The organism is Bacillus sp. ISL-34, from assembly GCF_018613325.1.
Taxonomy (GTDB): Bacteria; Bacillota; Bacilli; order Bacillales; family DSM-1321; genus Peribacillus.
Genome location: NZ_JAGGQJ010000011.1, coordinates 110,944 through 136,770 on the forward strand (window position 1 = coordinate 110,944; position 25,827 = coordinate 136,770).

At 41.7% G+C, this 25,827-nt stretch carries 21 protein-coding genes, 1 pseudogene and 1 riboswitch; of the genes and pseudogenes, 15 read left to right on the forward strand and 7 right to left on the reverse strand.

Annotated features, from left to right (window positions below):
- Positions 1–14 precede the first annotated feature (14 nt).
- The 4 genes from qoxB (at position 15) to J7E52_RS10495 (ending at position 3,545) form a co-directional block, all read left to right on the forward strand.
- On the forward strand, positions 15–1,961 hold the full coding sequence (gene qoxB, locus J7E52_RS10480) for a cytochrome aa3 quinol oxidase subunit I (protein WP_214745713.1): 1,947 nt from the start codon (positions 15–17) through the stop codon (positions 1,959–1,961).
- Positions 1,961–2,557, forward strand: coding sequence for a cytochrome aa3 quinol oxidase subunit III (gene qoxC / locus J7E52_RS10485; protein WP_214745717.1), 597 nt, complete (start codon positions 1,961–1,963; stop codon positions 2,555–2,557). Before qoxB ends, qoxC begins: the two co-directional genes overlap by 1 nt.
- 1 nt (position 2,558) lies before the next feature.
- The gene (qoxD, locus tag J7E52_RS10490) at positions 2,559–2,843 is read left to right on the forward strand and encodes a cytochrome aa3 quinol oxidase subunit IV (RefSeq protein WP_048684982.1); all 285 of its coding nucleotides are present in this window, start codon (positions 2,559–2,561) and stop codon (positions 2,841–2,843) included.
- A 252-nt stretch (positions 2,844–3,095) separates the two neighbouring features.
- Positions 3,096–3,545, forward strand: a complete 450-nt coding sequence (locus J7E52_RS10495; protein WP_214745720.1) for a YfmQ family protein — start codon at positions 3,096–3,098, stop codon at positions 3,543–3,545.
- A gap of 312 nt (positions 3,546–3,857) precedes the next feature.
- Here J7E52_RS10495 and J7E52_RS10500 read toward each other — a convergent pair whose 3' ends face one another.
- Together J7E52_RS10500 and J7E52_RS10505 are read right to left on the reverse strand one after the other, a co-directional pair.
- Positions 3,858–3,992, reverse strand: a complete 135-nt coding sequence (locus J7E52_RS10500) for a BA3454 family stress response protein (protein WP_095390432.1) — start codon at positions 3,990–3,992, stop codon at positions 3,858–3,860.
- Between the two features lie 247 nt (positions 3,993–4,239).
- Positions 4,240–5,097 (reverse strand): DMT family transporter, encoded by an 858-nt coding sequence (locus J7E52_RS10505; RefSeq protein WP_286197645.1) that lies wholly within the window; start codon positions 5,095–5,097, stop codon positions 4,240–4,242.
- A gap of 131 nt (positions 5,098–5,228) precedes the next feature.
- Positions 5,229–5,274: riboswitch (PreQ1 riboswitch) on the forward strand.
- A gap of 104 nt (positions 5,275–5,378) precedes the next feature.
- Between J7E52_RS10505 and queF the strand changes: the two genes are divergently transcribed.
- Both queF and J7E52_RS10515 read left to right on the forward strand, forming a co-directional pair.
- Positions 5,379–5,879: a preQ(1) synthase gene (gene queF, locus J7E52_RS10510; protein WP_034305880.1), complete on the forward strand. Its 501-nt coding sequence runs from the start codon at positions 5,379–5,381 to the stop codon at positions 5,877–5,879.
- A 204-nt stretch (positions 5,880–6,083) separates the two neighbouring features.
- Positions 6,084–7,430: an aspartate kinase gene (locus tag J7E52_RS10515; RefSeq protein WP_214745723.1), complete on the forward strand. Its 1,347-nt coding sequence runs from the start codon at positions 6,084–6,086 to the stop codon at positions 7,428–7,430.
- 263 nt (positions 7,431–7,693) lie between these two features.
- Here the strand turns inward: J7E52_RS10515 and J7E52_RS27400 are convergent.
- Positions 7,694–7,837: pseudogene (locus tag J7E52_RS27400) on the reverse strand (IS5/IS1182 family transposase); the annotation flags it as partial.
- Between the two features lie 308 nt (positions 7,838–8,145).
- Complete coding sequence (locus tag J7E52_RS10525; protein ID WP_214745729.1) at positions 8,146–8,706, reverse strand: nitroreductase family protein; 561 nt, start codon at positions 8,704–8,706, stop codon at positions 8,146–8,148.
- A gap of 447 nt (positions 8,707–9,153) precedes the next feature.
- Here J7E52_RS10525 and J7E52_RS10530 point away from each other — a divergent pair, with 447 nt between their 5' ends.
- The 9 genes from J7E52_RS10530 to J7E52_RS10570 all read left to right on the forward strand — a co-directional run bounded on the left by J7E52_RS10530 (position 9,154) and on the right by J7E52_RS10570 (position 21,576).
- Entirely contained in the window at positions 9,154–10,902 is a 1,749-nt protein-coding gene (locus J7E52_RS10530; RefSeq protein ID WP_214745732.1) for an ABC transporter ATP-binding protein, read from the forward strand.
- Complete coding sequence (locus J7E52_RS10535) at positions 10,877–12,667, forward strand: ABC transporter ATP-binding protein (protein ID WP_286197646.1); 1,791 nt, start codon at positions 10,877–10,879, stop codon at positions 12,665–12,667. The genes J7E52_RS10530 and J7E52_RS10535 overlap by 26 nt, the downstream gene beginning before the upstream one ends.
- A gap of 378 nt (positions 12,668–13,045) precedes the next feature.
- Entirely contained in the window at positions 13,046–15,100 is a 2,055-nt protein-coding gene (locus tag J7E52_RS10540; protein ID WP_214745740.1) for a carbon starvation CstA family protein, read from the forward strand.
- A gap of 13 nt (positions 15,101–15,113) precedes the next feature.
- On the forward strand, positions 15,114–15,317 hold the full coding sequence (locus J7E52_RS10545; protein ID WP_098370450.1) for a YbdD/YjiX family protein: 204 nt from the start codon (positions 15,114–15,116) through the stop codon (positions 15,315–15,317).
- A 295-nt stretch (positions 15,318–15,612) separates the two neighbouring features.
- The gene (locus J7E52_RS10550) at positions 15,613–16,827 is read left to right on the forward strand and encodes an ammonium transporter (RefSeq protein ID WP_214745743.1); all 1,215 of its coding nucleotides are present in this window, start codon (positions 15,613–15,615) and stop codon (positions 16,825–16,827) included.
- Between the two features lie 15 nt (positions 16,828–16,842).
- On the forward strand, positions 16,843–17,205 hold the full coding sequence (locus J7E52_RS10555; RefSeq protein WP_063235326.1) for a P-II family nitrogen regulator: 363 nt from the start codon (positions 16,843–16,845) through the stop codon (positions 17,203–17,205).
- A gap of 572 nt (positions 17,206–17,777) precedes the next feature.
- Positions 17,778–18,428, forward strand: a complete 651-nt coding sequence (locus J7E52_RS10560; protein WP_214745748.1) for a LytTR family DNA-binding domain-containing protein — start codon at positions 17,778–17,780, stop codon at positions 18,426–18,428.
- A 130-nt stretch (positions 18,429–18,558) separates the two neighbouring features.
- Entirely contained in the window at positions 18,559–20,085 is a 1,527-nt protein-coding gene (scpC, locus tag J7E52_RS10565; protein WP_214745751.1) for a succinyl-CoA:acetate CoA-transferase ScpC, read from the forward strand.
- A gap of 384 nt (positions 20,086–20,469) precedes the next feature.
- The gene (locus J7E52_RS10570) at positions 20,470–21,576 is read left to right on the forward strand and encodes an AI-2E family transporter (RefSeq protein ID WP_214745754.1); all 1,107 of its coding nucleotides are present in this window, start codon (positions 20,470–20,472) and stop codon (positions 21,574–21,576) included.
- A 56-nt stretch (positions 21,577–21,632) separates the two neighbouring features.
- Here J7E52_RS10570 and J7E52_RS10575 read toward each other — a convergent pair whose 3' ends face one another.
- The 3 genes from J7E52_RS10575 to J7E52_RS10585 all read right to left on the reverse strand — a co-directional run bounded on the left by J7E52_RS10575 (position 21,633) and on the right by J7E52_RS10585 (position 25,682).
- Entirely contained in the window at positions 21,633–23,051 is a 1,419-nt protein-coding gene (locus J7E52_RS10575) for an NAD-dependent succinate-semialdehyde dehydrogenase (RefSeq protein WP_214745757.1), read from the reverse strand.
- A 214-nt stretch (positions 23,052–23,265) separates the two neighbouring features.
- Complete coding sequence (locus J7E52_RS10580; RefSeq protein ID WP_214745760.1) at positions 23,266–24,534, reverse strand: dicarboxylate/amino acid:cation symporter; 1,269 nt, start codon at positions 24,532–24,534, stop codon at positions 23,266–23,268.
- A 227-nt stretch (positions 24,535–24,761) separates the two neighbouring features.
- Complete coding sequence (locus tag J7E52_RS10585) at positions 24,762–25,682, reverse strand: ketopantoate reductase family protein (protein ID WP_309476880.1); 921 nt, start codon at positions 25,680–25,682, stop codon at positions 24,762–24,764.
- Positions 25,683–25,827 lie beyond the last annotated feature (145 nt).

Consider the following 25,827-nt stretch of genomic DNA (forward strand, 5'->3'; position numbering starts at 1 on the left):
GGAGTCACAAAAGTATGGATTACTTTGATCGATTTGCCGTACCTCATCCAAGTCCTGCGATTTATGCATCCATGGTTGCCATTGGTTTAACCATGATCGCGGTTGTTGCCGGAATTACCTATTTTAAAAAATGGGGTTACTTATGGCGTGAGTGGTTAACAACGGTTGACCATAAACGTATTGGTATCATGTACATCTTGGCAGCACTGCTTATGCTCTTCCGTGGTGGCGTCGATGCACTTATGATGCGTGCTCAAACGGCTATTCCAGATAACGGTCTTTTGGATGGACAGCATTATAATGAGGTATTTACAACACACGGGGTCGTCATGATCCTTTTCATGGCTATGCCATTTATCATTGGGTTAATGAACATTGTTACACCATTACAAATTGGAGCGCGTGACGTAGCATTCCCACGTCTGAACGCAGTAAGCTTCTGGTTATTCTTCATGGGGGCAATGCTATTTAACATCTCTTTCGTAGTCGGTGGTTCTCCTGATGCGGGTTGGACATCTTACTTCCCGCTGGCAAGTAATGATTTCAGTGAATCAGTAGGTTCGAACTATTACGCGATTGCCATTCAAATAGCTGGTATCGGTACATTACTGACTGGTATCAACTTTATCGTAACCATCTTGAAAATGAGAGCACCTGGCATGAACTTAATGAAAATGCCAATGTTCACATGGTCTATCTTGATCACAAACTTCATTATCGTTTTCGCTTTCCCTGTATTGACAGTGGCACTTGCGTTGATGACAATGGATCGTCTATTCGGAACTCAATTCTTTACGATGGCCAATGGCGGTAGCGATATGCTTTGGGCGAACTTGTTCTGGGTTTGGGGACATCCTGAAGTTTATATAGTAATTCTTCCAGCTTTCGGTATTTACAGTGAAATTATTTCGACATTTGCACGTCGTAACCTGTACGGGTATAATTCGATGGTTATCTCCATGGTAGCTATTTCTACTCTATCTTTCATTGTATGGGCTCACCATTTCTATACAATGGGTCACGGTGCAATGGTTAATGGTATCTTCTCGATTACCACGATGGCAATTGCCGTCCCGACTGGTGTTAAGATTTTCAACTGGTTGTTCACACTTTGGAAAGGTAAAATCGTATTTACCGTTCCAATGCTATACTCTTTAGCTTTCATTCCGATTTTCACGCTCGGTGGGGTAACAGGGGTAATGCTTGCCATGGCAAGTGCTGACTACCAATACCATAATACAATGTTCTTAGTAGCTCACTTCCACTACGTTTTAATCCCTGGTACTGTATTTGCCGTACTTGCTGGTTTCACGTACTGGTGGCCAAAAATGTTCGGTTTCATGTTGAGCGAAAAAATTGGGAAATGGTCGTTCTGGTTCATTACAATCGGCTTTAATGTAACATTCTTCCCGATGTTCATCACTGGTTTAGATGGGCAGGCACGTCGTATGTATACGTACTCTGAATCAACAGGGTATGGTCCATTGAATATGCTCTCTTTCGTTGGAGCGATTGGCTTGGCAATAGGTTTTGCACTTATCGTGTACAATATCTATTGGAGCACTCGTTATGCGTCAAGAAATATCTCGAACGATCCATGGGATGCACGTTCTCTCGAGTGGGCTACACATACACCAATCCCTGAATATAACTTTGCAATTGTACCAACAGTTGATTCTACAGAAGCATTCTGGGATTCAAAGAAAAAAGGCTTTAAATTATTTGGCGGTAAAGTAGAAAAGATTCATATGCCAAATAACAGTGGCGTGCCGTTTATCATGAGCTGTATCTTCTTCGTTTGGGGCTTTGCATTGGTATTCAGCATGTGGATCATTGCAATCATTGCAACGATCGGTATCTTTGCTTGTATGATTCACCGTTCATTCGAAAAAGATCACGGACGTTATATCTCTGTTGAAGAGATCGAAGAAACTGAAAATAAATTGCGAGGTGCTAAGTAATGAAAATAGATAACTCGCTGCCACTAGAATATAGCACGGAAGAAAATCGCTTAAAGATTTTTGGATTCTGGATTTTCCTAGGAGCAGAAATAGCTCTTTTCGCTACACTGTTCGCCACTTATTTTGTTCTAGTTGATGGAACTGGAAATGGTCCAACAGGGGAACATCTTTTTAAACTACCAACCCTGATGTTTCAAACAATCTTTCTTTTAACTAGTAGTTTCACCATAGGTCTTGGAATCAATGCAATGAGACTTGGAAGACAGAAGGCAACGCTTGGTTTCTTCATTATCACCCTTATTCTTGGTTTAGGCTTCTTAGGAGTCGAAATTTATGAATTCGTGGAGTATGTACATGAAGGAGCAACCATTCAAACAAGTGCTTTCTTATCTAGTTTGTTCACATTACTAGGTACGCATGGAGCTCACGTTACACTTGGTTTATTCTGGGGAACCTTCATCATCATGCAGATTAAAAAGCGCGGTATGACTCCAGAAACAACAAACAAGGCTTTCATCTTTTCACTTTACTGGCATTTCTTGGACGTTGTCTGGATTTTCATCTTCAGTTTCGTCTACCTGAAAGGAATGATGTAATATGAAAGAATTATTCCCACGGGGCCAAGTTATGGGATTTGCCTTTTCGCTAGTCCTGACTTTGGTCGCACTATCAGTTATTATGTTTGATCTCTCACTAAAAATGGCTATGATCATCCTGCTTGTTACAGCTTTCATGCAAGCTGCACTGCAATTGGTTATGTTCATGCACGCAGGAGAGTCAGAAGATAAAGCATCGATTTACACAAACGTTTATTACGGATTGTTCGTTGCATTGGTTACAATTTTCGGTACAATGCTAACAATGATTTGGGGATATCAATAATCCATTCGGAAAAGCTGGGCGTCTTGATGACGCCCAGTTTTTTTAACCATATTTTTTAGTATTACCATTTAGGAACAATATATTTATAAAGGGCAAATTTTCACTTTCGAAGCGTGCCTGTGCGTGTAATTACAATGTTTTCCAAAGTAAAACATTAATAGAACTGACACATCTTCTAAGAAAAAACTGTCAGTCATTTTGATATAATAAGCCATATAAGAATTAATTTATAAACATAGCGGAGATGATGAATTGACATTGCCGGTTTTGATTTTGACAATTATATTAAGTCTGATAAAAATATTGGTTTCCTGTCTTCCAACCGATGCAGTTAATTGGATTATCAGCAAATTTAAAATACACTCAGAAATTTGTGACGGGAATGCGATCGTAACCTTGGACGGAAAACGTTTGGAAGGTGAAGAAAAAATTCAGGTTATCAATTATTTTAATAACGCTAAATTTTTGAAAAAAAATCATATATTCCCAGGGAACGAGCAATTGTTTTTACATCCAGAGAACAGTGGGACTACATTAGTCATTGATACTAAAAAAGGCAAAAAGGATGTTAGGTTATTTGTATATATTTACAACGACCACGTGGATGTCGTTAAACAATACAAGAAGAAAATCATTTCTTATAGTCTGCTTTCCGATAGCCTCCAAGAACGTTCCATGCCATTAATAAGAAATTTAGTTTAAAAGAACATTAAAAAGACGGTCCTTAAAAGACCGTCTTTTTTTATAAGTCTTTTATTGTGTAATTCCATTTCATTCAGGTGCTTTTTTCTTTATATAAAATTCTAAATTACTTGTTATTCAGATTGAGAGGTTTACGTACACAAACTGAAGTCTTGATTTTAGTGTCTTTAGGAAAAAACAATTAAAAGCGTTTTAAGTGGGAGGGAATTGCTGCAAGAGGTTCTTTAATAGTGCATAGTGCATATGAAAAGTATTTTGGAAATTATTAAAATGGTAATAAAAAAGCAGGTATCTATTGCAATGCCTGCCTTTTTACGCTTTCCATTGTTTTTCAACTTGATGAAGGGCTTGTTGCAAAATTACTTCATGATCTGTACCCGGTTTAGTTAGGACGTTAGTTTGATAAGATTTTCCTTGGAAATCAACTGTTACTGTAACTTTTACCATTATGCATCTTTCCTTCCTAATTCAGAATTAAATGAGGTGGTTGTACTACTTCTTTTATACCCGTGGCAGAGGAATATTCAAACATTTCAAAAGCAGCAAAATCGAAAGAATTAATATTCAAAATTATCTGATATTTTTCGGGAAGTGTCAACACTTTTTTTGAACCAACCCTATTTCCCGGCTAAATAAAAAAATGACCTGGCTTGTGTGCACATGACAGCCAGGTGTTTTTGTAAATGGACTATATTCATATTTTAGTTAAGATAATGCCGATTAATGCTGCAAGTACGCCAGCAATTTGATAGGTTTTTAGTTTTTCCTTGAATAAATAACATCCTGCGAATACGACAACTAAACAGTTCAGGCTGACTACAGGGAAGATGATGCTTGCGATGCCGGTGTTCAACGCAAAGAAATAACATCCATAGCCTATAGTGCTTAAAAAGCCTACTAAGGAACCGATTTTGACTTCCTGCAGCTTGATTTTTTCCTTTTTGAAAACCAGCATCGAAAGAAGATAAAGAGTTCCGCCTCCATACATTGATACTAGGATATCAAGGGAATTTAAATGAAGACGTGTTGATGTCGTCATTAGAATGCCGAGCACACCAAAAGATAAAATGGATAATAATGTGTGCATTATCCAAGGGACATATTGATGGTTACCTTTAGCGTTAGGTGTATACTGAATGACTAATGTAGCGAGAAACATGCAGACGATTCCAGTCCACTGCAAGGAAGAAATATGTTCGTGAAAAATTAAAGCTGCACAGAGAATGGGGAATATTGCATTTGCTGCGATTAATGGAGATGTCAAGCTTGCCGGCCCTTTTTCAAAGGCGCTTGCCATCTGGATATTACCATTAGCGTTCAGTACCCCAATGGCTCCACCAAGCATGATGGACAGCCAGTTCAGCTGCAAACCATCCATAAATACTCCATAAAAAATGGACAAAATAAAAGCTGAAAAATAAAAGAAAAATTGGATATGTATCTTGGAATAGCCTTTTCCGCTGCTCCATTTAAAAATACTGTTATTGATTCCGAAACATAAACTCGTGATGAGTGCTGCAAAAATCCACATTGACTTAATCTCTTCCTTCATGTAGGATATACTTCTTCTACATTTTAAGCTGAATGCATGCAGGAATCAAACCAAATTAAAAAAAGTATGATTGACAGATTAGATATTTTTTTCTATATTTACTATGACAATTTTAAAATATTTCCCGATAAACGGGAGAGGTTCATAGCATCACCCTCTTAAAAAAACTATGGCTTTGATATTTTTCGCGAATCAACCATATCTTTGAGGAGATATGGTTTTTGTTATATAGAGGCCCATTTTATGAATCTCCCTGAAACGTGGGATTAGGAGGACTTTTAATGTCTGGAAGAAAAGAAGAAGAATTAAAAAAAGATATCACACTGCTTGGAAATCAAGGAACAAAATATACATTCGACTATGCGCCTGAAATCCTTGAGTCATTCGATAACAAGCATCCGAACCGGGATTATTTCGTCAAATTCAATTGCCCGGAATTCACTAGCTTATGTCCGATAACGGGCCAGCCGGACTTTGCTACCATTTACATCAGCTATATTCCCAGTGTGAAAATGGTGGAAAGCAAGTCTTTGAAACTTTATTTATTCAGCTTCCGCAATCACGGTGATTTCCATGAAGACTGCATGAACATCATCATGAATGATTTAATCGAATTGATGGATCCTAAATATATTGAAGTCTGGGGCAAGTTTACACCTAGGGGCGGAATTTCCATCGACCCTTACACGAATTATGGGAAACCAGGTACGAAGTATGAGGAAATGGCAAATTACCGCTTGATGAACCATGACTTATACCCGGAAACCGTGGATAATCGCTAAAGAATAGGAGAGACAATGGGCATATGCCCGTTGTCTTTTTTTTGTTTTTTAGCCATTCTCGATCAGTGGTCCTGACGATTTGTCCTTTTTAAAAATACAAATGTCCTCCTATAATGGAATTTGCACTTGATTGTTTTGAGAAAAAGCGTAATAATAGGGAGAGTTGATTTTGACAGAATATTTACGAAAATAGGGGATGTCGAGATGAAAGTTGCAAAGTTTGGTGGAAGTTCACTTGCGTCAGGTGAACAGTTGAGGAAGGTATTCGAAATTGTTGTTTCTGATCCAGAGAGGAAGATTGTAGTCGTTTCGGCTCCAGGGAAACGCAATTCCGATGATATAAAGGTGACGGATTTATTAATTGAGGCTGCGGAACAGCAGCTGCGAGGGGATAACGGAGAGCGTTTGATAGAAGATGTCGTATCCCGCTATGCGAGCATTGCAGAAGAGTTGGATATATCCGAGAGTGTCATAACAGGGATTCATGAAAATTTAATGGCACTGCTGCATGCAAACCAAACTAACCCGAAGCGCTATCTGGATGCCTTGAAGGCCAGTGGCGAGGATAATAATGCGAAGCTGGTCGCAGGTTATTTCCAAAGCCGTGGGGTAGAGGCACAGTATATAAATCCAAAGAAGGCCGGCTTGATCGTAACGGATGAAGGTGGATTCACCAAGGTGCTGCCAGAGTCTTATGAACGGTTATATGCTCTGCGTGATGAGCCTGGAATCGTCGTATTCCCAGGGTTCTTCGGTTATACGTTAGATGGTGATGTGTTAACCTTCTCAAGAAGCGGTTCCGATATTACGGGTTCGATTCTTGCGAATGGGGTCAAAGCTGAATTGTATGAGAACTTTACGGACGTGGATGCCGTTTATGCGGTGAATCCAAATGTTGTTTCCAATCCGAAAGGAATCCGGGAATTAACCTACCGTGAAATGCGTGAGCTTTCTTATGCAGGTTTCTCGGTATTTCATGATGAGGCGCTGATTCCTGCATTCCGTGCGGGAATACCTGTCCATATCCAGAATACGAACAATCCGGCGGCACAAGGGACCCGCATTGTGAGTACACGGGATAATACGAACGGGCCCGTAATTGGGATTGCAAGTGATAAAGGATTTTGCAGTATTTACATTAGCAAATATTTGATGAACCGGGAAGTTGGCTTTGGCCGGAAACTGCTGCACATCCTCGAAGATTATGGAGTTTCATATGAGCATATTCCGTCAGGCATCGATGATGTGACGCTTATTCTTAGGCAGGACCAGATGAAAGGTGAAGCCGAGAAGAAAATCATTTCACGAATCAAGAAAGAGCTTCATGCCGATGAAGTGAATGTGGAGCATGATCTTGCGTTGATCATGGTTGTAGGGGAAGGAATGCGTCATAATGTCGGTACAACGGCAAGAGCGTCAAAAGCCTTGGCCGAAGCGAAGGTGAATATTGAGATGATCAATCAGGGCTCTTCGGAGGTAAGCATGATGTTCGGTGTGAAAGGACACAACGAAGAGACGGCAATTCAGGCATTATATCACGAGTTCTTTTGAGAAAAATTGTTCAGAGACCTCCTTTTAGAAGGGGGTTTTTGTGATTAATCTTTTAGTCACTATACATACGCTGGATTTTTCATCTGGTTCTTTATGATAGTGGCAATGACCGTGTGGGGATGATCATTCCAAGCTAACAGACGCGCTGTAGGGTTCAGCGCGTCTATTTTAATTTAATACCCATTTGTCAAGTGGCTAAGGTAATTGGAGGAGAACGGAGTTGACGCTCTTGAAACGGATAAAAAGGGGTGTCCAACCCCTGAATACATATCTTTCACCAAATCATAAATGAAAGAGATGTCAATGGCAGCATCAAGTTTACGAGCCAAATGATTCACTGGCACCAATTGATTTAAAGTAATCACTTCGAGTTGATCTTGCTGAATAGAATCATGTTTAGAAAGCATCCTTATCACCTCAAGTTAAATACTTCTATATAATACAAAAAAGAATGTAGGAATAAGTTCTACCTATATGTTAAAACAAAGTTGATTGGAGTGTAAGGTGAGAGACTCCGGGAAAAGCGCGTCTAGGAGAGACACCGCAAGCGTAAGCATAGGAGGCTCCCGGACCGCCCGCGGAAAGCGAGTGCCCTACGTTACAATCAACGTTTAAATTGTAAAAGCCATAAAAAAAACTGTAGACAACTCGATTTTCATCGAGTTTGTCTACAGTCTGAGCCTCCAAATAGAAGATTGGAGGCTTTCCTTTTATGTTAGTCCATAATTGTCAGGAGTTGATCGATCGCGTTCCTTGGACGCGGGGCAGGGATCATATCGGGATAGCCAACGTGAAGGCTGCCGACGATTTTCTCGCCAGGTTTCACGCCTAAAGCTTCACGAAACTCCATGCTGTGTATCATGCCGTATGTTTCCCATATCATCCCGATTCCCTGTTCCCAGGCAAGCAGGCTGAAATTCTGGATCAAGGCACTTGTGGCCGCATAATCTTCTTCACGTGTCATAGGATTCGGATTCTCTTCCATTATCACTGCGACAAACATCGGTACACCTATAAGTTTATTATATCCCCGCTGTCCGGCTGCTTTTTTCTTTTCAGGGTCCTTCTCTTTGCCTTCCATGAATGCACGGGTTGCTTCTGCGAGTTTTAAGCGGCTATCACCATGAACCATGACGAAGCGCCATGGTTGGGTCATTTTATGGTTCGGTGCCCATGTTGAAGTTTCCAATAGTGATTGGATGGTATCAATAGGAACAGGAATGTCCTTAAATCGTTTGATGCTGCGCCGTTCTTTAATGATATCTTCTAGTTTCATGATCATCCTGCTCCTTTAATCATATATGTAAGTTTAATAGTTGAAAAAAATAATCCCCGGCTGCCTAATATGCTTCCAACGTGAATAAATTACTTGAATAAAGAGGGGGCAATATTCTAGTGACTTGCATTCGCTAATGAGCATATAATTTTTACTAGGCACAGAGAAGCCGGGGCGACATTGTAACTATGTACAATATCAAAAGGGTACGATAAGAGAGTATCGTAATTGCTTATCAAATTTCAGAGATCGATAATGAAATTGAAAATCATTATCAATTAGAATTTTCGCTTATTTCCTGTTATTTGTCAAGGGTATTTATAAAAAAATTCAAGATATTTACCAATCCTTTAAAACAGTTAAAATCTTTTAAAAAATCTGTATAAAAATGTATAATGAGAGGATGAAAAGATGCTATCTACATATGAAGAATCGAAGGTGTCATAGATGAAAAAGTTGTCCTCATTTCTTAAGCCGTACTGGCTTTTGATCATTCTTGCTTTATCCTTAATGATTGTCGAGCTCGGGGTAGAGCTGTTACAACCTTTATTTATAGCAAAAATAATTGATGATGGCATTTTGCAGAGAGATTTATCGGTGGTGATTAAATGGGGAAGTGTCATGGTCGGGCTTTCCGTTTTTTCATTTCTTGGCGGGATCGTTAATTCCTTTACGGCATCACATGTAAGTCAAAGCTTTGGACATGATGTCAGGAAAAGCCTTTTTGGTAAAATACAGGCGTTTTCTTTTGCAAATTTGAATAATATCCCCACTTCCTCGTTGATAACAAGGATGACGAATGATGTGACCCAACTTCAAAATACGGTTTTTATGGGCCTGCGTATCATGGCAAGGGCGCCATTGATCGTAATCGGCGGAGCGATAATGGCTATTGCGGTGGATTTGAAACTATCACTTGTTTTGGTCATTTCAATTCCGGTTCTTGTTTTCTTCCTGAGATGGGTTATGAAACGAGCAGCCAAGCTGTTTAAGCTTGTACAGAAAAAACTCGATAATGTCAATGGCGTCATGAGGGAAAACCTGATAGGCATGCGCTTGATCAAGGCTTTTCTTCGTAAGGAGCATGAAATCGGCCGATTTGACGATGCGAATGAAGAGTTGAAAAGAAAGACCGTGACTTCCCTTCGTTTAATTGAAACGACGATGCCTGTACTTATGCTTGTCATGAATGTGGCGATTCTGATCATTCTCTGGCTTGGAAGCGAATTTATAACAACGGGAGATATACAGGTAGGGGAAGTTGTGGCGATTGTCAACTATGCCACAAGGATTGCGGCATCCCTTTCCGTTTTTTCATGGCTGATCATGGTCATTTCCCGTGCGAAGGCTTCAGCGGAGCGTGTGACGGAAATATTTGAAACCCCGATAGATATTGATGAAGGTAAGGCTGAAAGCAAGAATGGGGCCGTCAATGGTGGAGGCATCAAGTTTCTGGATGTATCTTTCCGCTATCCTGGAACCGATGCCTCGATATTGAAAAACCTGACCTTCTCCATCAATCCGGGAGAATCGCTTGCCATCTTAGGAGCGACAGGATCAGGGAAAACATCACTGTTTCAGCTGATTCCGAGATTATACGAAGTTGAAAGCGGCTCCATTCAAATTGATGACCAGGACCTGAAAGATATTCCCTTGAATTCGCTGCGGAAAAGGATCGGCTATGTACCGCAAGAGGCCCTGCTTTTTTCAGGAACCATAAAAAATAATGTCGCTTGGGGAAAAGAAGGTGCCTCGATGGAGGAAATCATGGCTGCGGCCGAGCATGCTCAGGTGCATGAGACCGTAATGAAACTCCCGAAACAATATGAAACCCAGTTAGGGCAAAAGGGAGTGAATCTGTCCGGAGGGCAAAAACAGCGCTTATCGATCGCAAGGGCATTGGTGCGCAAACCGAAGATTCTCCTTCTGGATGATAGTACGAGTGCGCTGGATTTGAAAACGGAAAGTAAATTGCTTGCCGCTTTAAAGGACTATACATGCACAACGCTAATCATTACACAAAAAATCAGTACAGCCAGGGAGGCTGACAAAATCTTGTTGCTGGAAAGCGGTCAAGTCCTTGCGCTGGGGAAACATGAGGATTTGCTTCAAACAAGCGATCTTTATCGAAAAATCGTTCACTCACAGTTTGGGGAGGAGGGGATTTCGCTTGAGTCTAAGAATATCTCCCGATAAGGCAAAGTCTAAACCGGTCAACTCCTGGAATACGATAAAAAGGATCATTCCCTACTTGGCAACGAATAAAAGCCTGCTATTTTGTGTCCTTTTCATGGTACTGATAAGCTCGGTTTTGGGACTGCTTGGCCCCTTTCTTGTTGGGATGGCCATTGATGATTATATTGTCACAAGAGATAGCAGGGGGCTGATCAGCCTTCTTTTCGGACTTCTCGGAGTCTATATATTCTATTCCCTATCCATGTGGCTTCAGAATTATTGGATGATTGGAATCGCTCAGGATACGGTTTATGAAATGCGCAATCAATTATTCAAAAAGCTTCACCAGTTGTCCATTCCCTTTTTTGACCGGCGTCAGCATGGGGAATTGATGAGCAGGGTCACGAATGATATAGAAAATGTCAGCTCCACTTTGAATAGCTCCGTCATCCAGATTTTTTCTAGTGTGCTGACACTGGTCGGGACGATCGGAGTCATGCTGTATTTGAGCCCATTATTAACTGTTTTAACCTTATTCATCGTTCCTCTTATGTTCTTCGGTCTGAGATGGATAACGAACCGGACGGGAAAGCTGTTTAAACAACAGCAGAAGAACCTTGGAGAACTGAATGGGTTTATAGAAGAAACGATTTCCGGACAACGGATCGTAAAGGCTTTTTCACAGGAAGATAAAGTGATCCGGGATTTTATCATCCGGAGTGAAAACTTAAAGAAAGCCGGCTTTCTATCACAATCATACTCTGGGCTGATTCCAAAACTGATGAATTTACTGAACAACTTAAGTTTCACGGTAATAGCTGCTGTCGGCGGGTTTTTGGCGCTGAGTGGCATCGGAACGGTTTCCATCGGGGTCATTGTCATTTTCACCGAGTATTCAAGGCAATTCACCCGTCCGCTCAATGACCTGGCTAACCAATTCAATACACTCCTCTCAGCTGTTGCCGGTGCGGAGCGGGTTTTCGCCATACTTGATGAAAAAGAAGAGGAAGTGGATGAGAAACAGGCCTCTGAACTTCGTGATGTCCGCGGTGAAGTGGACTTTGAGGATGTTTCCTTTTCGTATAATGATGAGGAGCAAACGATATATGGTGTTAATTTCCATGCCGAAAAAGGGGAGACCATCGCGCTTGTGGGTCCCACTGGGGCCGGTAAGACTACGATCATTAATCTTCTTGCACGTTTTTACGAGCCGAACAGCGGCCGGATAATGATTGATGGCCAGGATATCCAACAGGTGACGAGGTACAGTCTCCGTAAGCATATGGGCTTCGTTTTGCAGGATTCCTTCTTGTTTCAAGGTACGATTCGTGAAAATATCCGCTACGGTCGACTGGAGGCGGAAGATGAAGAAGTGGTGAATGCAGCCAAGCTTGCCAATGCCCATTCCTTTATCATGAAACTGCCGGATCGATATGATACCATCTTGAATCAAGATGGCAGTGGAATAAGCCAGGGACAGCGCCAGCTATTATCGATTGCCAGGGCTATTTTAGCCGATCCCGTTCTATTGATTTTGGATGAAGCGACAAGTAGCATAGATACGATTACTGAGCTTAAAATCCAGGAAGCATTACACCGCTTGATGGAGGGAAGGACAAGTTTTGTCATAGCCCACAGATTGAATACAATTCAGCAAAGTGATCAAATCCTTGTACTTGATGAAGGAAGGATCATCGAAAAGGGATCCCATGATGATTTGTTGCGGCAGAGGGGTTTTTATTACGACTTATTTCGGAGTTCATTAAGGGGAAATCAGATTGGATGAAGAAAGAATGTGTGCCGTCAGGCGCACATTTTTTTGTGTTGGTCTCATAACAACGGCCTTAAACTTGGGGATTGCATCGTTTCATTTAATGATGCACCTTCTAAAAATGGGGGTTTTTTACCCGAAACGGTTTTTGTGAAACGTGAATTCCTAAATCCGTATTGATGGCAAAAGAGGTAATTATCGACAAAATAATGGAAAATACCTTACAAATTTACCATTTTACTATTGCTAAAAAACCTTATGGTAACATATAATTCAGAATATATATAAAATTCTTTAAATTTAATGGGCATTGGGAGGAATACTGCTCAGGCCCCTTATAAATGAAGGTTTTTTATAGTTGCAAAATAGTTCAATAGAGAGGAGATGGAAAAAATGAAAGCGCTTAAGTCGGTCATTCTTTGGGGAGTCATATCTGCTTTGGGTGCGGTGAGTTTTGGTTTCGTCGCGCTAAACCGGGGGGAAAGCATCAATGCCATGTGGATTGTCACTGCAGCACTTTGTGTTTATTCAATTGCATACCGCTTTTATAGTAAATTCATTGCACGGAAAGTGTTTGAGCTAGATGACAATCGCCAGACTCCATCTGAAGCGAATAATGATGGGAAAGATTATGTTCCTACAAACAAATGGGTGTTGTTTGGCCACCATTTTGCAGCAATTGCCGGAGCTGGCCCTCTGGTAGGTCCCATCCTTGCAGCGCAGATGGGATATTTGCCAGGGACGCTATGGCTTGTAGTCGGAGTTGTATTGGCTGGTGCCGTACAGGATTTCATCATTCTCTTCGGTTCGATGCGCCGTAACGGCAAATCATTGGGAGAGATGATCAAAGAGGAAATTGGGCCGATTACTGGATTGATAGCGATGATCGGTATCCTGGGTATCATGATCATTTTATTAGCGGTACTTGCCCTGGTTGTCGTAAAAGCGCTGGTGGGCAGTCCGTGGGGGATGTTCACGATTGCCTCGACCATACCTATTGCAGTCCTTATGGGCATTTACATGCGTTATATAAGGCCGGGACGGGTTGGTGAAGGATCGATCATCGGAATCATACTATTGATGCTCGCTTTATATTTCGGCCGCTTTGTAGCCGAGAGCCCAACATGGGCGCCAATGTTCACTTTCAGCGGGGAAACGATCGCCATCATGTTGATTGTATACGGATTTGTTGCCTCCGTTTTGCCTGTATGGATGTTATTGGCACCGCGTGATTACTTAAGCACATTCTTGAAAATCGGTACGATCATCGGACTTGCACTTGGTATCTTTATTGTCATGCCGAGCCTTGAAATGCCTGCCGTCACTCAATTCATTGATGGAACAGGACCTGTATTTTCCGGGAATTTATTCCCGTTCCTATTCATTACGATCGCTTGTGGAGCGGTATCGGGATTCCATGCACTCGTTTCATCAGGTACAACTCCTAAAATGATTGAACGCGAATCGCATTCACGTCCAATCGGATACGGGGCGATGTTGACTGAATCCTTTGTAGCCATCATGGCGATGATAGCAGCCTGTGTATTGACGCCAGGGATCTATTTTGCCATTAACAGCCCGGGGGCCGTTGTGGGAACGGAACCTGCTCAGGTGGCTGCCACGATATCCGATTGGGGTTTCGTTTTGACACCTGAGATGATTACCGACCTTGCAGACGATGTTGGGGAAGAGACCATTATATCCCGTACTGGAGGAGCTCCAACCTTTGCTATCGGCATGGCCCATATCTTCTCGCAAGTGATTGGCGGGGCGTCCCTGATGGCATTCTGGTATCATTTCGCGATCCTGTTCGAGGCATTGTTCATACTGACCACCATTGATGCTGGAACCAGGGTAGGGCGTTTTATGATACAGGATATCATCGGCACCTTTTACAAACCATTTGCAAAAACGAATAAATGGCTGCCCAATATTATTGCGACTGCGATTTGTGTAATCGGTTGGGGGTACTTCCTTTATCAAGGGGTCATTGATCCTCTTGGCGGAATCAATACCCTTTGGCCATTGTTTGGAATTGCCAATCAGATGCTTTCCGCCATTGCGTTGCTGCTTGGGACGACGGTCCTTTTCAAAATGGGCAAAAAAGCGTACACATGGGTCACTCTTGTGCCTACTACATTCTTGTTGATAGTGACCATGACGGCAGGGTGGCAAAAGCTGTTCCACGAAAATCCGGCGATTGGCTTTTTAGCGCATAAGGATAAGTTTAAAGCTGCCTATGATAGTGGGGAAATTCTTGCTCCGGCAGCTAATCTGGCCGAGATGAAGCGGGTCATCGTCAATGATTATGTGGATGCTGCCCTTTGTGCCATCTTCATGATTGTGGTGATCACCGTCCTTATTTCTGCCATTAGGTTATGGATAAAGGTCTTAAAGAACCAGAAAATAGATTTACATGAAACACCTTATGTATCAAGGTCGTCATAAGGGAGGGAAGGCAATGTTGAAAAGATTAATTAAAATTCTCAGCTACAGGAAGCAGTTCGTCAGTTTGCTCGTCGGCGTGCCAAGTTATGATACGTATGTAGCACATATGAGAATGCATCATCCTGAGGATCCCGTGAAAACCAGGAAAGAATTTTTCTGCGAAGCCCAGGATGAACGGTATAACGCAAAGGGTGGGAAAGTGTCTCGTTGCTGTTAATGGAAATTTTTTGAAGGGCCCTCAATAGGAGGGCCCTTTTTTTAGTGGTTTTTTTGAAGTGGGACATAAGTAGAGGGGAAATGTAACGCCAATGGATGTTGAAAAGTACTTTTAAAACTAAAAAAATCAAATTTCTAATCCTTTATTCATAGAGATGTTATATAACCTAACAATTTTTTATTAAATATTAAAAATTAAGTTGAATTATTAGAAAATTAATTATATGATAAAAGATATAACATATTAGTGTTAATAAACATAACATATACAAAAAAACAAGGGGGAAAAAAACAGTATGCAAATGGCAGATTCGGTATTCATGTTTTTGGCGACGATGATGGTTTGGTTAATGACACCAGGGATTGCCCTATTTTATGGAGGGATGGTGAAAAGTAAAAATGTCCTGAATACGGCAATGCATAGTTATATGCCGCTGGCTGTCATTTCGATTCTTTGGGTGCTGATTGGGTATTCTTTATCATTTTCACCTGGTAATACACTTCTGGGCGGTCTGGACTGGGTTGGCTTAAAGGATGTAGGCTTTGCACCTGGACCATACAGCGAAACAATTCCTCATAGTTTGTTCATGTTATTCCAAATGACTTTTGCCGTTTTAACCGTCTCGATCATTGCAGGTGGCATTGCCGAGCGGATGAAGTTTTCAGCATTCCTGATTTTTACGATCCTTTGGTCTTTATTCGTATACGCTCCCGTTGCACACTGGGTATGGGGAGGCGGCTGGTTAGCGGAACTGGGTACACTTGACTTTGCAGGTGGCAACGTTGTTCATATTTCTTCAGGGGTTGCAGGTCTGGTTTTAGCGATCATGTTAGGTAAAAGGAAAGAGTCGGGGGACAGTGCACCGCATAATCTTCCTTTAACATTCCTTGGCGGATCATTAATTTGGTTCGGTTGGTACGGCTTCAACGTCGGAAGCGCACTGACAATCAATGAAGTGGCAATGAATGTATTCGTCAATACAGCTGTTGCAGCAGCTGCTGGTATCATAGGCTGGCTGATCGTTGAGTATATGGCCAATAAAAAGGCAACATTGCTGGGCGCGGTATCCGGAGCTATTTCTGGCTTGGTGGCCATTACACCTGCTTGCGGATTCGTAACCCCTGCCTCTTCCATCATCATCGGGGTCATCGGAGGTGCCGTATGTTTCTGGGGCGTATTCTTCCTGAAGAATAAACTGGGTTACGACGATGCACTTGATGCTTTCGGATTACATGGGATCGGCGGGACATGGGGGGGCATCGCTACAGGTTTATTCGCGACCACTTCCGTAAACGAAAACGGTGCAGATGGTTTATTCTATGGAGACTTCAACTTGTTGTGGAAGCAGCTTGTAGCGATCATTGCGACATATATCTTCGTTGCCGTGGTCACTTATATCGTTGCTAAAGTCATTAACCTTTTCGTGCCGTTGCGTGTCAGTGAAGAAGATGAGTCAATGGGGCTTGATCTTACACTTCATGGAGAAAAAGCTTATCACGAATCCATATAAAAGGGGGTTGCTCATATGTCCGAGGTTTTAACGAAAATAGAAATCATTACACGTCCTATCAAGTTTGAACAATTCAAAGCCGAACTTGCCAAAATAGGGGTAAGCGGAATGACTGTATCGGAAGTAAAAGGAACGGGTCTTCAGAAAAGTTATGTGGAAACCTATAGAGGCAGAAATCGTGAAATGTCATTACATGACCGAATGAAAATCGAAATCGTCGTGTGTGAAGTGCCAGTTCAGGATGTTGTGGATGTAGCAAGGAAATTCTTGAGTACCGGTAAACCAGGTGACGGAAAAATCTTCATTTATGAATTGGCGAATGTTGTGAATATCCGTACCGGAAAAGAAGGTCATGATGCGTTAAAGAATGACATCTGATTGTCCGGCCGGATGTGCCGGATACAGTTATGTAAAGAAAGGGAGCTGAAAATGGGGAGACTGGTCCGAATTGTTAATGCAAAAAAACAGAAGATCGTTAATACGCTCATTTCAGAGGATGTATATCAACCTGATGACCGACCCTTTTTATTGGAATTGCCACTGAAAAATTTAGAAGAGATACTATCCCTTCGAATGAAATCCTCGTTTCAAAATCCCCGTTTTAAAAAATGACCTTTCAGCCGTTATCCTATATGGGAGAGCGGCTTTTTAATGCGTTTGATTTCCAGCCTCCGGGTGGCATTTAAATGTTAGAATAAGGAAGCTTTTTTCTTGAATCCCCCATGGAAATCGGGGAGCTTTACAACTATAATGAATAAGGATATAAATTTAAATACGATTTTTTTGCCTTTTTTGACGCTTTTCGCTTAGTTACTTCAATTTTTCTTTAATTTTGCGAAAAGTTATTTCAAAAAAATGTAAGTTTTCCGAAAAAACGATGAATTATTTCTTGAATGCCCTGTTTAATAATAGGGAAATTATTAATATGTTCTTTTAAGAGGTGAAAGGAAATGGATCAATTTACGGTCGAATCCGTTTTAAATATCATCAGGGAGTTTGTACCGAAGGATGCTTCAATTTCTGTGGCTGATTCCGAAAAATACATTTATTATCAACCGAGCAAACAAGTTGACTTAAGAATAAAACCAGGTGATTTAATCAGTGAAAACACGGCGACATATAAAGCTCTGAGTGTCCGTAAAAAAATAGGGGTGCAAGTTGAAAGCAACGTATTTGGCGTACCTTACTATGGGCTGAGTGTTCCTATCATGGACGAGGGAAATCCTTTAGGAGCGGTAACGGCCATCTTGCCGTCAAAGCCATTAATTTTACCGACATCATTCTTGACCATTAAAACAGATGATCGTTGGATACCGCTTCCATATGATGAAATCATGTATTTGGAAGCTCAAAATAGGAAAACTAAAATTCAGTCCGAACGTGTGAGTGGATTTCATAAAATGAACTTAAGTGAATTGGAATTCATTTTACCTAGTGATTTATTCATTCGCGTGCATCGTTCGTACATCGTCAATATCAACTATATTAAAGAAATCCTTCCCGATTTTCATTCTACATTTTTACTGATAATGAAAGACGATTCCAAAATCCAGGTCAGTCAAACATATGCAAGTCAATTCAGAAGGGCTTTAGGATTTTAGTGACTCTCCCTTGTGTGAAAAAAATGCTGGTTTATGCCCAATTTAAGGCTTTTCATTCGAAAATGAATGTGACGATTACACAGGATTGGTAAAATTAAGTGTAAGAAAAGCGAAAATGGGGGTCTTTTGTATGAACGAAAGCGTTTTCAAAAAAATTCGCAATGAACAATTTAAGGGGAAAGTAGTTACAGCGGAAGAAGCAGCTTCATGGATTAAAGATGGGATGAAACTCGGTATGAGTGGATTTACCCGTGCTGGTGATGCTAAAGTTATTCCGATGGCTCTAGTTGAAAAAGCTAAAACAGAAAAATTCAAAGTTGACGTTTATACTGGTGCTTCATTAGGACCGGAAGTCGACCAACATATGGCGGAAGCCGGTATCATAAACAAACGTTTGCCGTTCCAAGCGGATAAAGGCATCCGCAATAAAATCAATGCTGATGAAGTCACTTATGTGGACCAGCATTTATCTCATACAGCTGAACAAGTTCGTCAAGGCATTGTCGGACCAATAGATTTTGCAATCATCGAAGCATTGGCGATTACGGAAGAAGGATTGATCATCCCGACAACTTCTGTAGGTAACTCAGCCATATTCGTTCAGGAAGCTAAACATGTAATCATTGAATTGAACGTGTCCCACCCAGAAGGTTTGGAAGGGATGCATGATATATATACACCAGCTAAACAAGGGGAGCGCGAACCGATTCCTATGAATAGCGCAAGTGATCGCCTGGGATCGATCGGTATTGCGGTTGACCCTGAAAAAGTAATGGGAATCGTCGTTTCTACAGATCTTGATGCACCTTCTACTATCGTGCCGCCGGATGAAGAAACTGCAACAATCGCCAACCATCTCATTAACTTCCTTCGTGAAGAAATCAAGGCTGGCCGTTTAACTGAAAGCCTTGCTCCGCTTCAGTCGGGTGTAGGTTCGGTGGCAAATGCAGTATTCGCTGGCTTCCTTGATTCTGAATTTAAAGATTTGGAAGTTTATTCAGAAGTGCTGCAAGATGCGGTATTTGATTTAATCGATGCTGGAAAAGTTAAATTCGCTTCAGGGTGTTCGATTACATTAGCTGAAGAAAAAGGTAAGCAAGTTTACGGTGAGCTTGAAAAATACCGTGATAAACTAGTTCTTCGTCCACAAGAAATATCCAACCATCCTGAAATCATCCGCCGTCTTGGCTTGATTTCAATCAATACAGCGTTAGAGTGTGATATCTATGGTAACGTGAACTCGACACATGTTTCTGGGACAAGAATGATGAATGGGATTGGTGGATCAGGAGATTTTGCCCGTAACTCACGCCTAGGCATTTTCGTAACGAAATCATATGCAAAAGGCGGTAAGATTTCTAGTATCGTTCCTTTCGTTTCCCATGTGGATCATACCGAACATGATGTGGATGTATTAGTGACAGAGCAAGGGATCGCAGATTTACGTGGTTTGGCACCAAAAGAGCGCGTAGAGTTAATCATAGAAAACTGTGCGCATCCTGACTACCGTCCACAGCTTCGTGCATACTTCACTGAAGCGGTTGCGCAAACTGGTGGGCATCAAACTCCACATATTCTTGAAAAAGCATTCTCATGGCATACAAACCTAGCTAAAAACGGTACGATGCTTGAAGCGGTTCTTCAAGATCAAAAATAAGAGTCAAAACCCCGCCAATACAGCGGGGTTTTTTTATTTGGTTCCGTCCCGTATTGGGTAATCTTTCGTCACACACTAATGGAATATTGAAAGGTAAATAGATTATTTCTCCTAAGTAATTTGCATGATGTTGCCGATTAGTCCTTTTTCCTCCAATAGATAACAGATTTAAAGTGTGAAATGATGCTTAACCATCAAAAGGATAGGGAACTGTATCTTTAGGTTTTTTTCTTATATTTTTGTATATAATTATTCATTCAAGTTATAGAAATATGGTAAACTGCTAACAATGAAAGATTATCATACATAGGATTTTTCGTATTTATGATGTTGTTTCCTTAGAAATAGGGAGTTAAATAGAATGCTTATAGTGGAGGAGATAATTTGTTCAAGACAAAATTACATTTTTGGACGTTAGAGTTATTACTATTGTCTTTACTTTTTTATGTTGGTACAAAGATTTCCTTTCTTTTTGAACCAATAGTCATTTTTACATCTACATTGTTCTTTCCAATCTTGATTTCAGGTTTTCTCTATTTCCTGTTCAATCCCACTGTTGATTTCCTCGTTAAAAGAAGAGTGCCTAGGGGATTGGCGATATTATTGCTTTATGTATTTTTCCTGGGATTGATTAGTTTGCTGGTCGGTCTGGTTGGACCGTCACTTTCCAAACAGGTTACGGATTTAATCAATAACCTTCCGGATTATTTCAATCAAGTAAGGAAGTTCGTTGAAGATTCAGCTGAGTCAAAATGGTTTTTGTGGACGGTGGAACAAGATTATGTACCTCTGCAAGAAGTAGGGGATACGCTGCAGAAATATTTGACTGATTTACCTAGTAATATTACGAACAGTTTAACTTCCGTTTTCAGCGTAGTGACGAATATTACTTTAGTGGTCGTAACGGTTCCTTTCATCCTGTTTTATATGTTGAAGGATGGGGATAAGCTTCCGGCCGCCATTATGAAATTCGTGCCGGTTCGCTATAGGAAACCAGCTTTAACAGTACTTCAGGAAACTGGCGGGACGCTTACTACATACATACAAGGGCAGATGCTTGTTTGCATGTTTGTCGGGATCGGAACGTTCATCGGGTATTTGATCATCGGTTTGCCTTATGCGTTCTTATTCGCGCTGATTGGTGCTGTAACCAATATCATTCCATATGTAGGTCCGTTTATCGGAGCCGCTCCTGCCGTCATTGTGGCATTGATTCATTCACCGACCGAGGCGTTATTGGTCATTCTGGTTGTAACGGTCATTCAGCAATTGGATGGTAATTTCATTTCACCGTTAGTCATCGGGAAGAAATTGAACACACATCCGCTTACGATCATCATCCTATTGCTCGTCGCCGGAAACATTGCCGGTATCATCGGCATGATTTTGGCCGTTCCGACTTACTCCGTTGTTAAAACGATTGTATTGAATATTGTAAAATTTATCAGGATCCGAAAAGAGGAAAAGCTTGAAGAGGATATATTGGAATGAAAAAACGGGCCCGACTCCATTGAGTCGGGCCCGTTTTCTTAGAGCGCATAAATTGGTTACAAACCTAAGGAGATATATTTTACTTCCAGGAATTCCTCGATGCCTTGGTGTCCGCCTTCACGGCCGAGCCCGCTTTGCTTGAATCCGCCAAATGGAGCTTGCGGAACGGAAGGAAGTCCATCGTTCAAGCCTACAATTCCGAATTCAAGTGCCTCGGTGAATTTGATGCCCTTGGTGATATTTTCAGTGAAGACGTAAGCTGCCAAACCGAAGATGGAGTCATTTGCCCTCTTGATTGCCTCTTCGTCAGTCTTAAAGGAAGCGATGGGAGCTAGTGGACCGAATGTTTCTTCCTTCATGCAGAGCATGCTGTCATCAATGTTGGACAGTACGGTTGGTTCAAGAAAAAGGCCGCTTATTGATTTACCGCCAGCTTCGAGCTTAGCTCCGCTGCTGATTGCTTCATCTATTTGTTTTTGAACCTTATCCACTGCATTTTGATCGATAAGCGGACCGATATCGATGCCATCTTCCAGTCCGTTTCCTACCTTTAGTTCTTTTACCTTGGCAACGAGCTTTTCGATGAAGGCGTCTTGAATGGCTTCGTGGACATAAATGCGATTTGAACAGACGCATGTTTGTCCTGCGTTACGGAATTTTGAACTGATGATGCCATCAACCGCTTTATTAAGGTCGGCATCCTCAAGAACGATTGCAGGTGCGTGACCTCCAAGCTCAAGCGAGATTTTCTTTACCGTGTCAGCTGAGCCCCTCATAAGGGTTTTACCGACTTCTGTAGAACCGGTGAACGTCAATTTACGAACCCTCGTATCTTGAAGCCAAGTTTCGCCGATTTCTGATGATTTTCCTGTCACGACATTGATGACTCCTTTTGGAATGCCAGCTTCTTCAGCTAATTCAGCCATTTTTAAAGCTGTTATGGGAGTCAGGTTTGCCGGTTTAATGACGACTGTGCAGCCGACGGCAAGCGCTGGTGCCACTTTTCTTGTAATCATGGCTGCAGGAAAGTTCCAAGGAGTGATGACAGCTACAACTCCGACAGGCTGCTTAGTCACGAAAAGCCGCTTATTGGACACGGAAGCAGGAATCGTTTCGCCGTACACCCTTTTTCCTTCTTCGGCAAACCAAGATAAAAAGCCGTTTGCATATGTCATTTCACCAAGAGCCTCTTTAAGGGGCTTGCCTTGCTCTTCAGTCATGACTTTGGCTAGTTCTTCTTTATTATCGTCAATCAATCGATGCCATTTCCAAATTAGTTCAGCACGTTCGTAGACTGAGAGTGCAGCCCATCCCGTAAAGGCTTCATATGCGGCATCTGCTGCCTTCGCTGCTTCAGTTGCACCGCCTTTAGGAACTGTGGCAACTATTTCATCCGTTGCCGGGTTTCTCACTTCAATTTTATCCAATCCAAAATCCGACCACTCACCGTTAATAAATAATCCGTAATCCTTCATGATAAAACCTCCTAATTTGGTTAAATCCATCAAACCACTAAAACTTTTAACTTTATACTTTTTTTACCTGTTACATAAAAGTATAAACACTTTTCCGTGATTCTGAAATTTATTTGATTGGCCATTTATAGAAAATTGGCTATTCATTGATAGACAGGGAGCAATGCAAAAAAAAAAGAGGTGCAAGTTGCACACCTCTTCATTCAAAATTCGATTATTTTTCCGATGAGACGGCCACTTCACTCATATCACCTGAAATGGCTTGATTTGGATTGAATTCACCTTCTGATTTAGAAATGACCACTGTAGCAACACTGTTACCGATTAGATTAGTGATGGCACGTGCTTCAGACATGAAGCGGTCGACTCCCAGCAGTAATGCCATTCCTTCAACTGGAATCATTGGGAAGGCAGCTAGTGTTGCAGCAAGTGTAATGAAACCGGATCCCGTTACACCGGCAGCTCCTTTGGATGTTAACATCAAGATTCCCAGAAGGGTCAATTCCTGCCAGATGCTTAAATCGACACCATAGGCTTGGGCGATGAAAATCGCGGCCATGGATAAGTAGATGGATGTGCCATCAAGGTTGAAAGAATAACCGGTTGGGACAACCAAACCGACTACCGATTTTGAGCAACCGTATTTTTCGAGTTTTTTCATCACGCTTGGCAGGGCGGATTCCGACGAAGATGTTCCTAAAACTAAGAGGATCTCTTCTTTTATATAGGCAATGAACTTGAAAATATTAAAGCCGTAGATTTTTGCGATCGAGCCAAGGATTAGAATGATGAATAGTGCCATTGTGATATATACGCTACCCATTAATTGTCCTAACGAGGTTAGAGAACCAATGCCAAACTTACCGATTGTATAAGCCATTGCTCCAAATGCCGCCAATGGAGATACTTTCATGATCATACCGACGATGCCGAAGAAAATATCGGCAATATGCTGAAAGAAAGAAACGACTGGCTGCACTCTCGGTCCCATTGCCGCCATTGATAATCCGAATAATACGGCAAAGAATAGAATAGGGAGTAAGTCTCCGCCAGCCAGTGCGGCAACGGCGTTATCAGGAATGATATTAGAAATGAAAGCAACGGCGCCATGTTCCGTTTCGGAAGCGGCTGTTGTATATTGTGATACATCTCCGCCCTCGACGGAATCGATGTTAAAGCCTTTACCAGGTCCCAGCAGATTGACCACGATGATTCCGATGGCAAGTGCGAAAGTGGTAACGATTTCAAAATAGAGCAGGGCCTTTCCGCCAATGCGGCCAACCTTTTTCATATCTCCCATACCACCGATTCCGATTACGACGGTTAAGAAGATGATTGGTGCAATGACCATTTTAATCATTTTAATAAATAAATCAGCTAATATCTTCAGCTGTTCACCGAAAGCAGGGAAAAAGAAACCGACTGTTATACCCAGAATGATACCGATGATGACCTGAACTGTTAGATTTTTTAATATTTTCAAGGTGCATTCTCCTTTGTCATATGATAGCGCTTTCTTAATATGATAATAGTGTAACAGAAGGAAGAATCAGAATATTCTTTTGGTGATATTGTTCTTTTAGTTCTTTTTGGTCTTTGGGATTTTTAATTAACTGAAGGGAAGAGGAGGAATTAAAGGTGACGATTAGGATATAGATAGATTACTAAGCTGCAAAAAAAATACCGGTGGAGCACCGGTATTGGCGAAAATCAATTTTCAAAAGGTTTTATGAGTGCATATAGGGTTCCGATAACAGGAAGTTTCAAACCGGCCTTGTCGGCAAGGCGCAGTGCACCGCCCTGTAAATGCTCCACTTCGAGGGTAAGGCCCTTCCGGCGGTCCTGGTGCATGGAAGAGGTGGATTCATCAGGTAAACCTGCCATGTTTTCCAATGCCTGAGTAATATTATCCACAGTAATTCCGACGTCATAAGCATTTGCAAGCTCCTTCATTTCAACTAGGACCTTTTCTAGCAATCCATTGGTTTCCGGGAATCTCCGTATCGTGCCGATAGGGAGGTTGGAGGCTGTTGTCACACCGGAGAAGGCGGTGATGAACATGTATTTGATCCACATCCTGATCAATATGTTTTCCGTTCTGCTTGCCTTCATGATAGCTGATCCGGCCGCCTGTTCGAATTCATCACAAACCTTTTTTTGTGACGGATGAAGCGGGCCATAGATTAAATCGTGATTATCATTGGAGTGAATGACATGACCTTTTTCATCAAGGGTGGCAATGATGAAGGCGCTTCCTCCCAAGACGGCTTCATCGCCCAGTTCGTCCTGTAAAATGGATACATGTTCCAACCCGTTCAAAAGCGGGAGGACCTTTGCGCCCTTTTCAACAAGGACCTTTAAATCGGTAAGGGTGCCTTGCAGATGCTGGCCTTTTACGGCGAGAATCACGAGGTCGACCTTTTCTATATCATTTACGTTCTCTGTGATATGAAGGTCGTTAAATTGGTAGTTTCCGTGTGGGCTGGTTATGCTGATACCGTTTTCTTTCAATTGTTTGGCACGGTTTTTTCGGACAAGATATTGAACATCCTGCCCGGCCTGCTGCAACCTGCCTCCAAAGTAGGAGCCGAGTGCCCCGGCCCCTATAATGACAATATTCAAAGTGCACACCTCTCTCTTTATTAAGATGTACTAATCATAACATTGACTGAATTTTCGGTAAATATTTCTGTTTGAAGGTATACTGGTTGTTTAAATGTTTGTAAGAATGGGAAAAACAAAAGACCAGCCTGAAAGGTTTCAGGCTGGTGCTTAT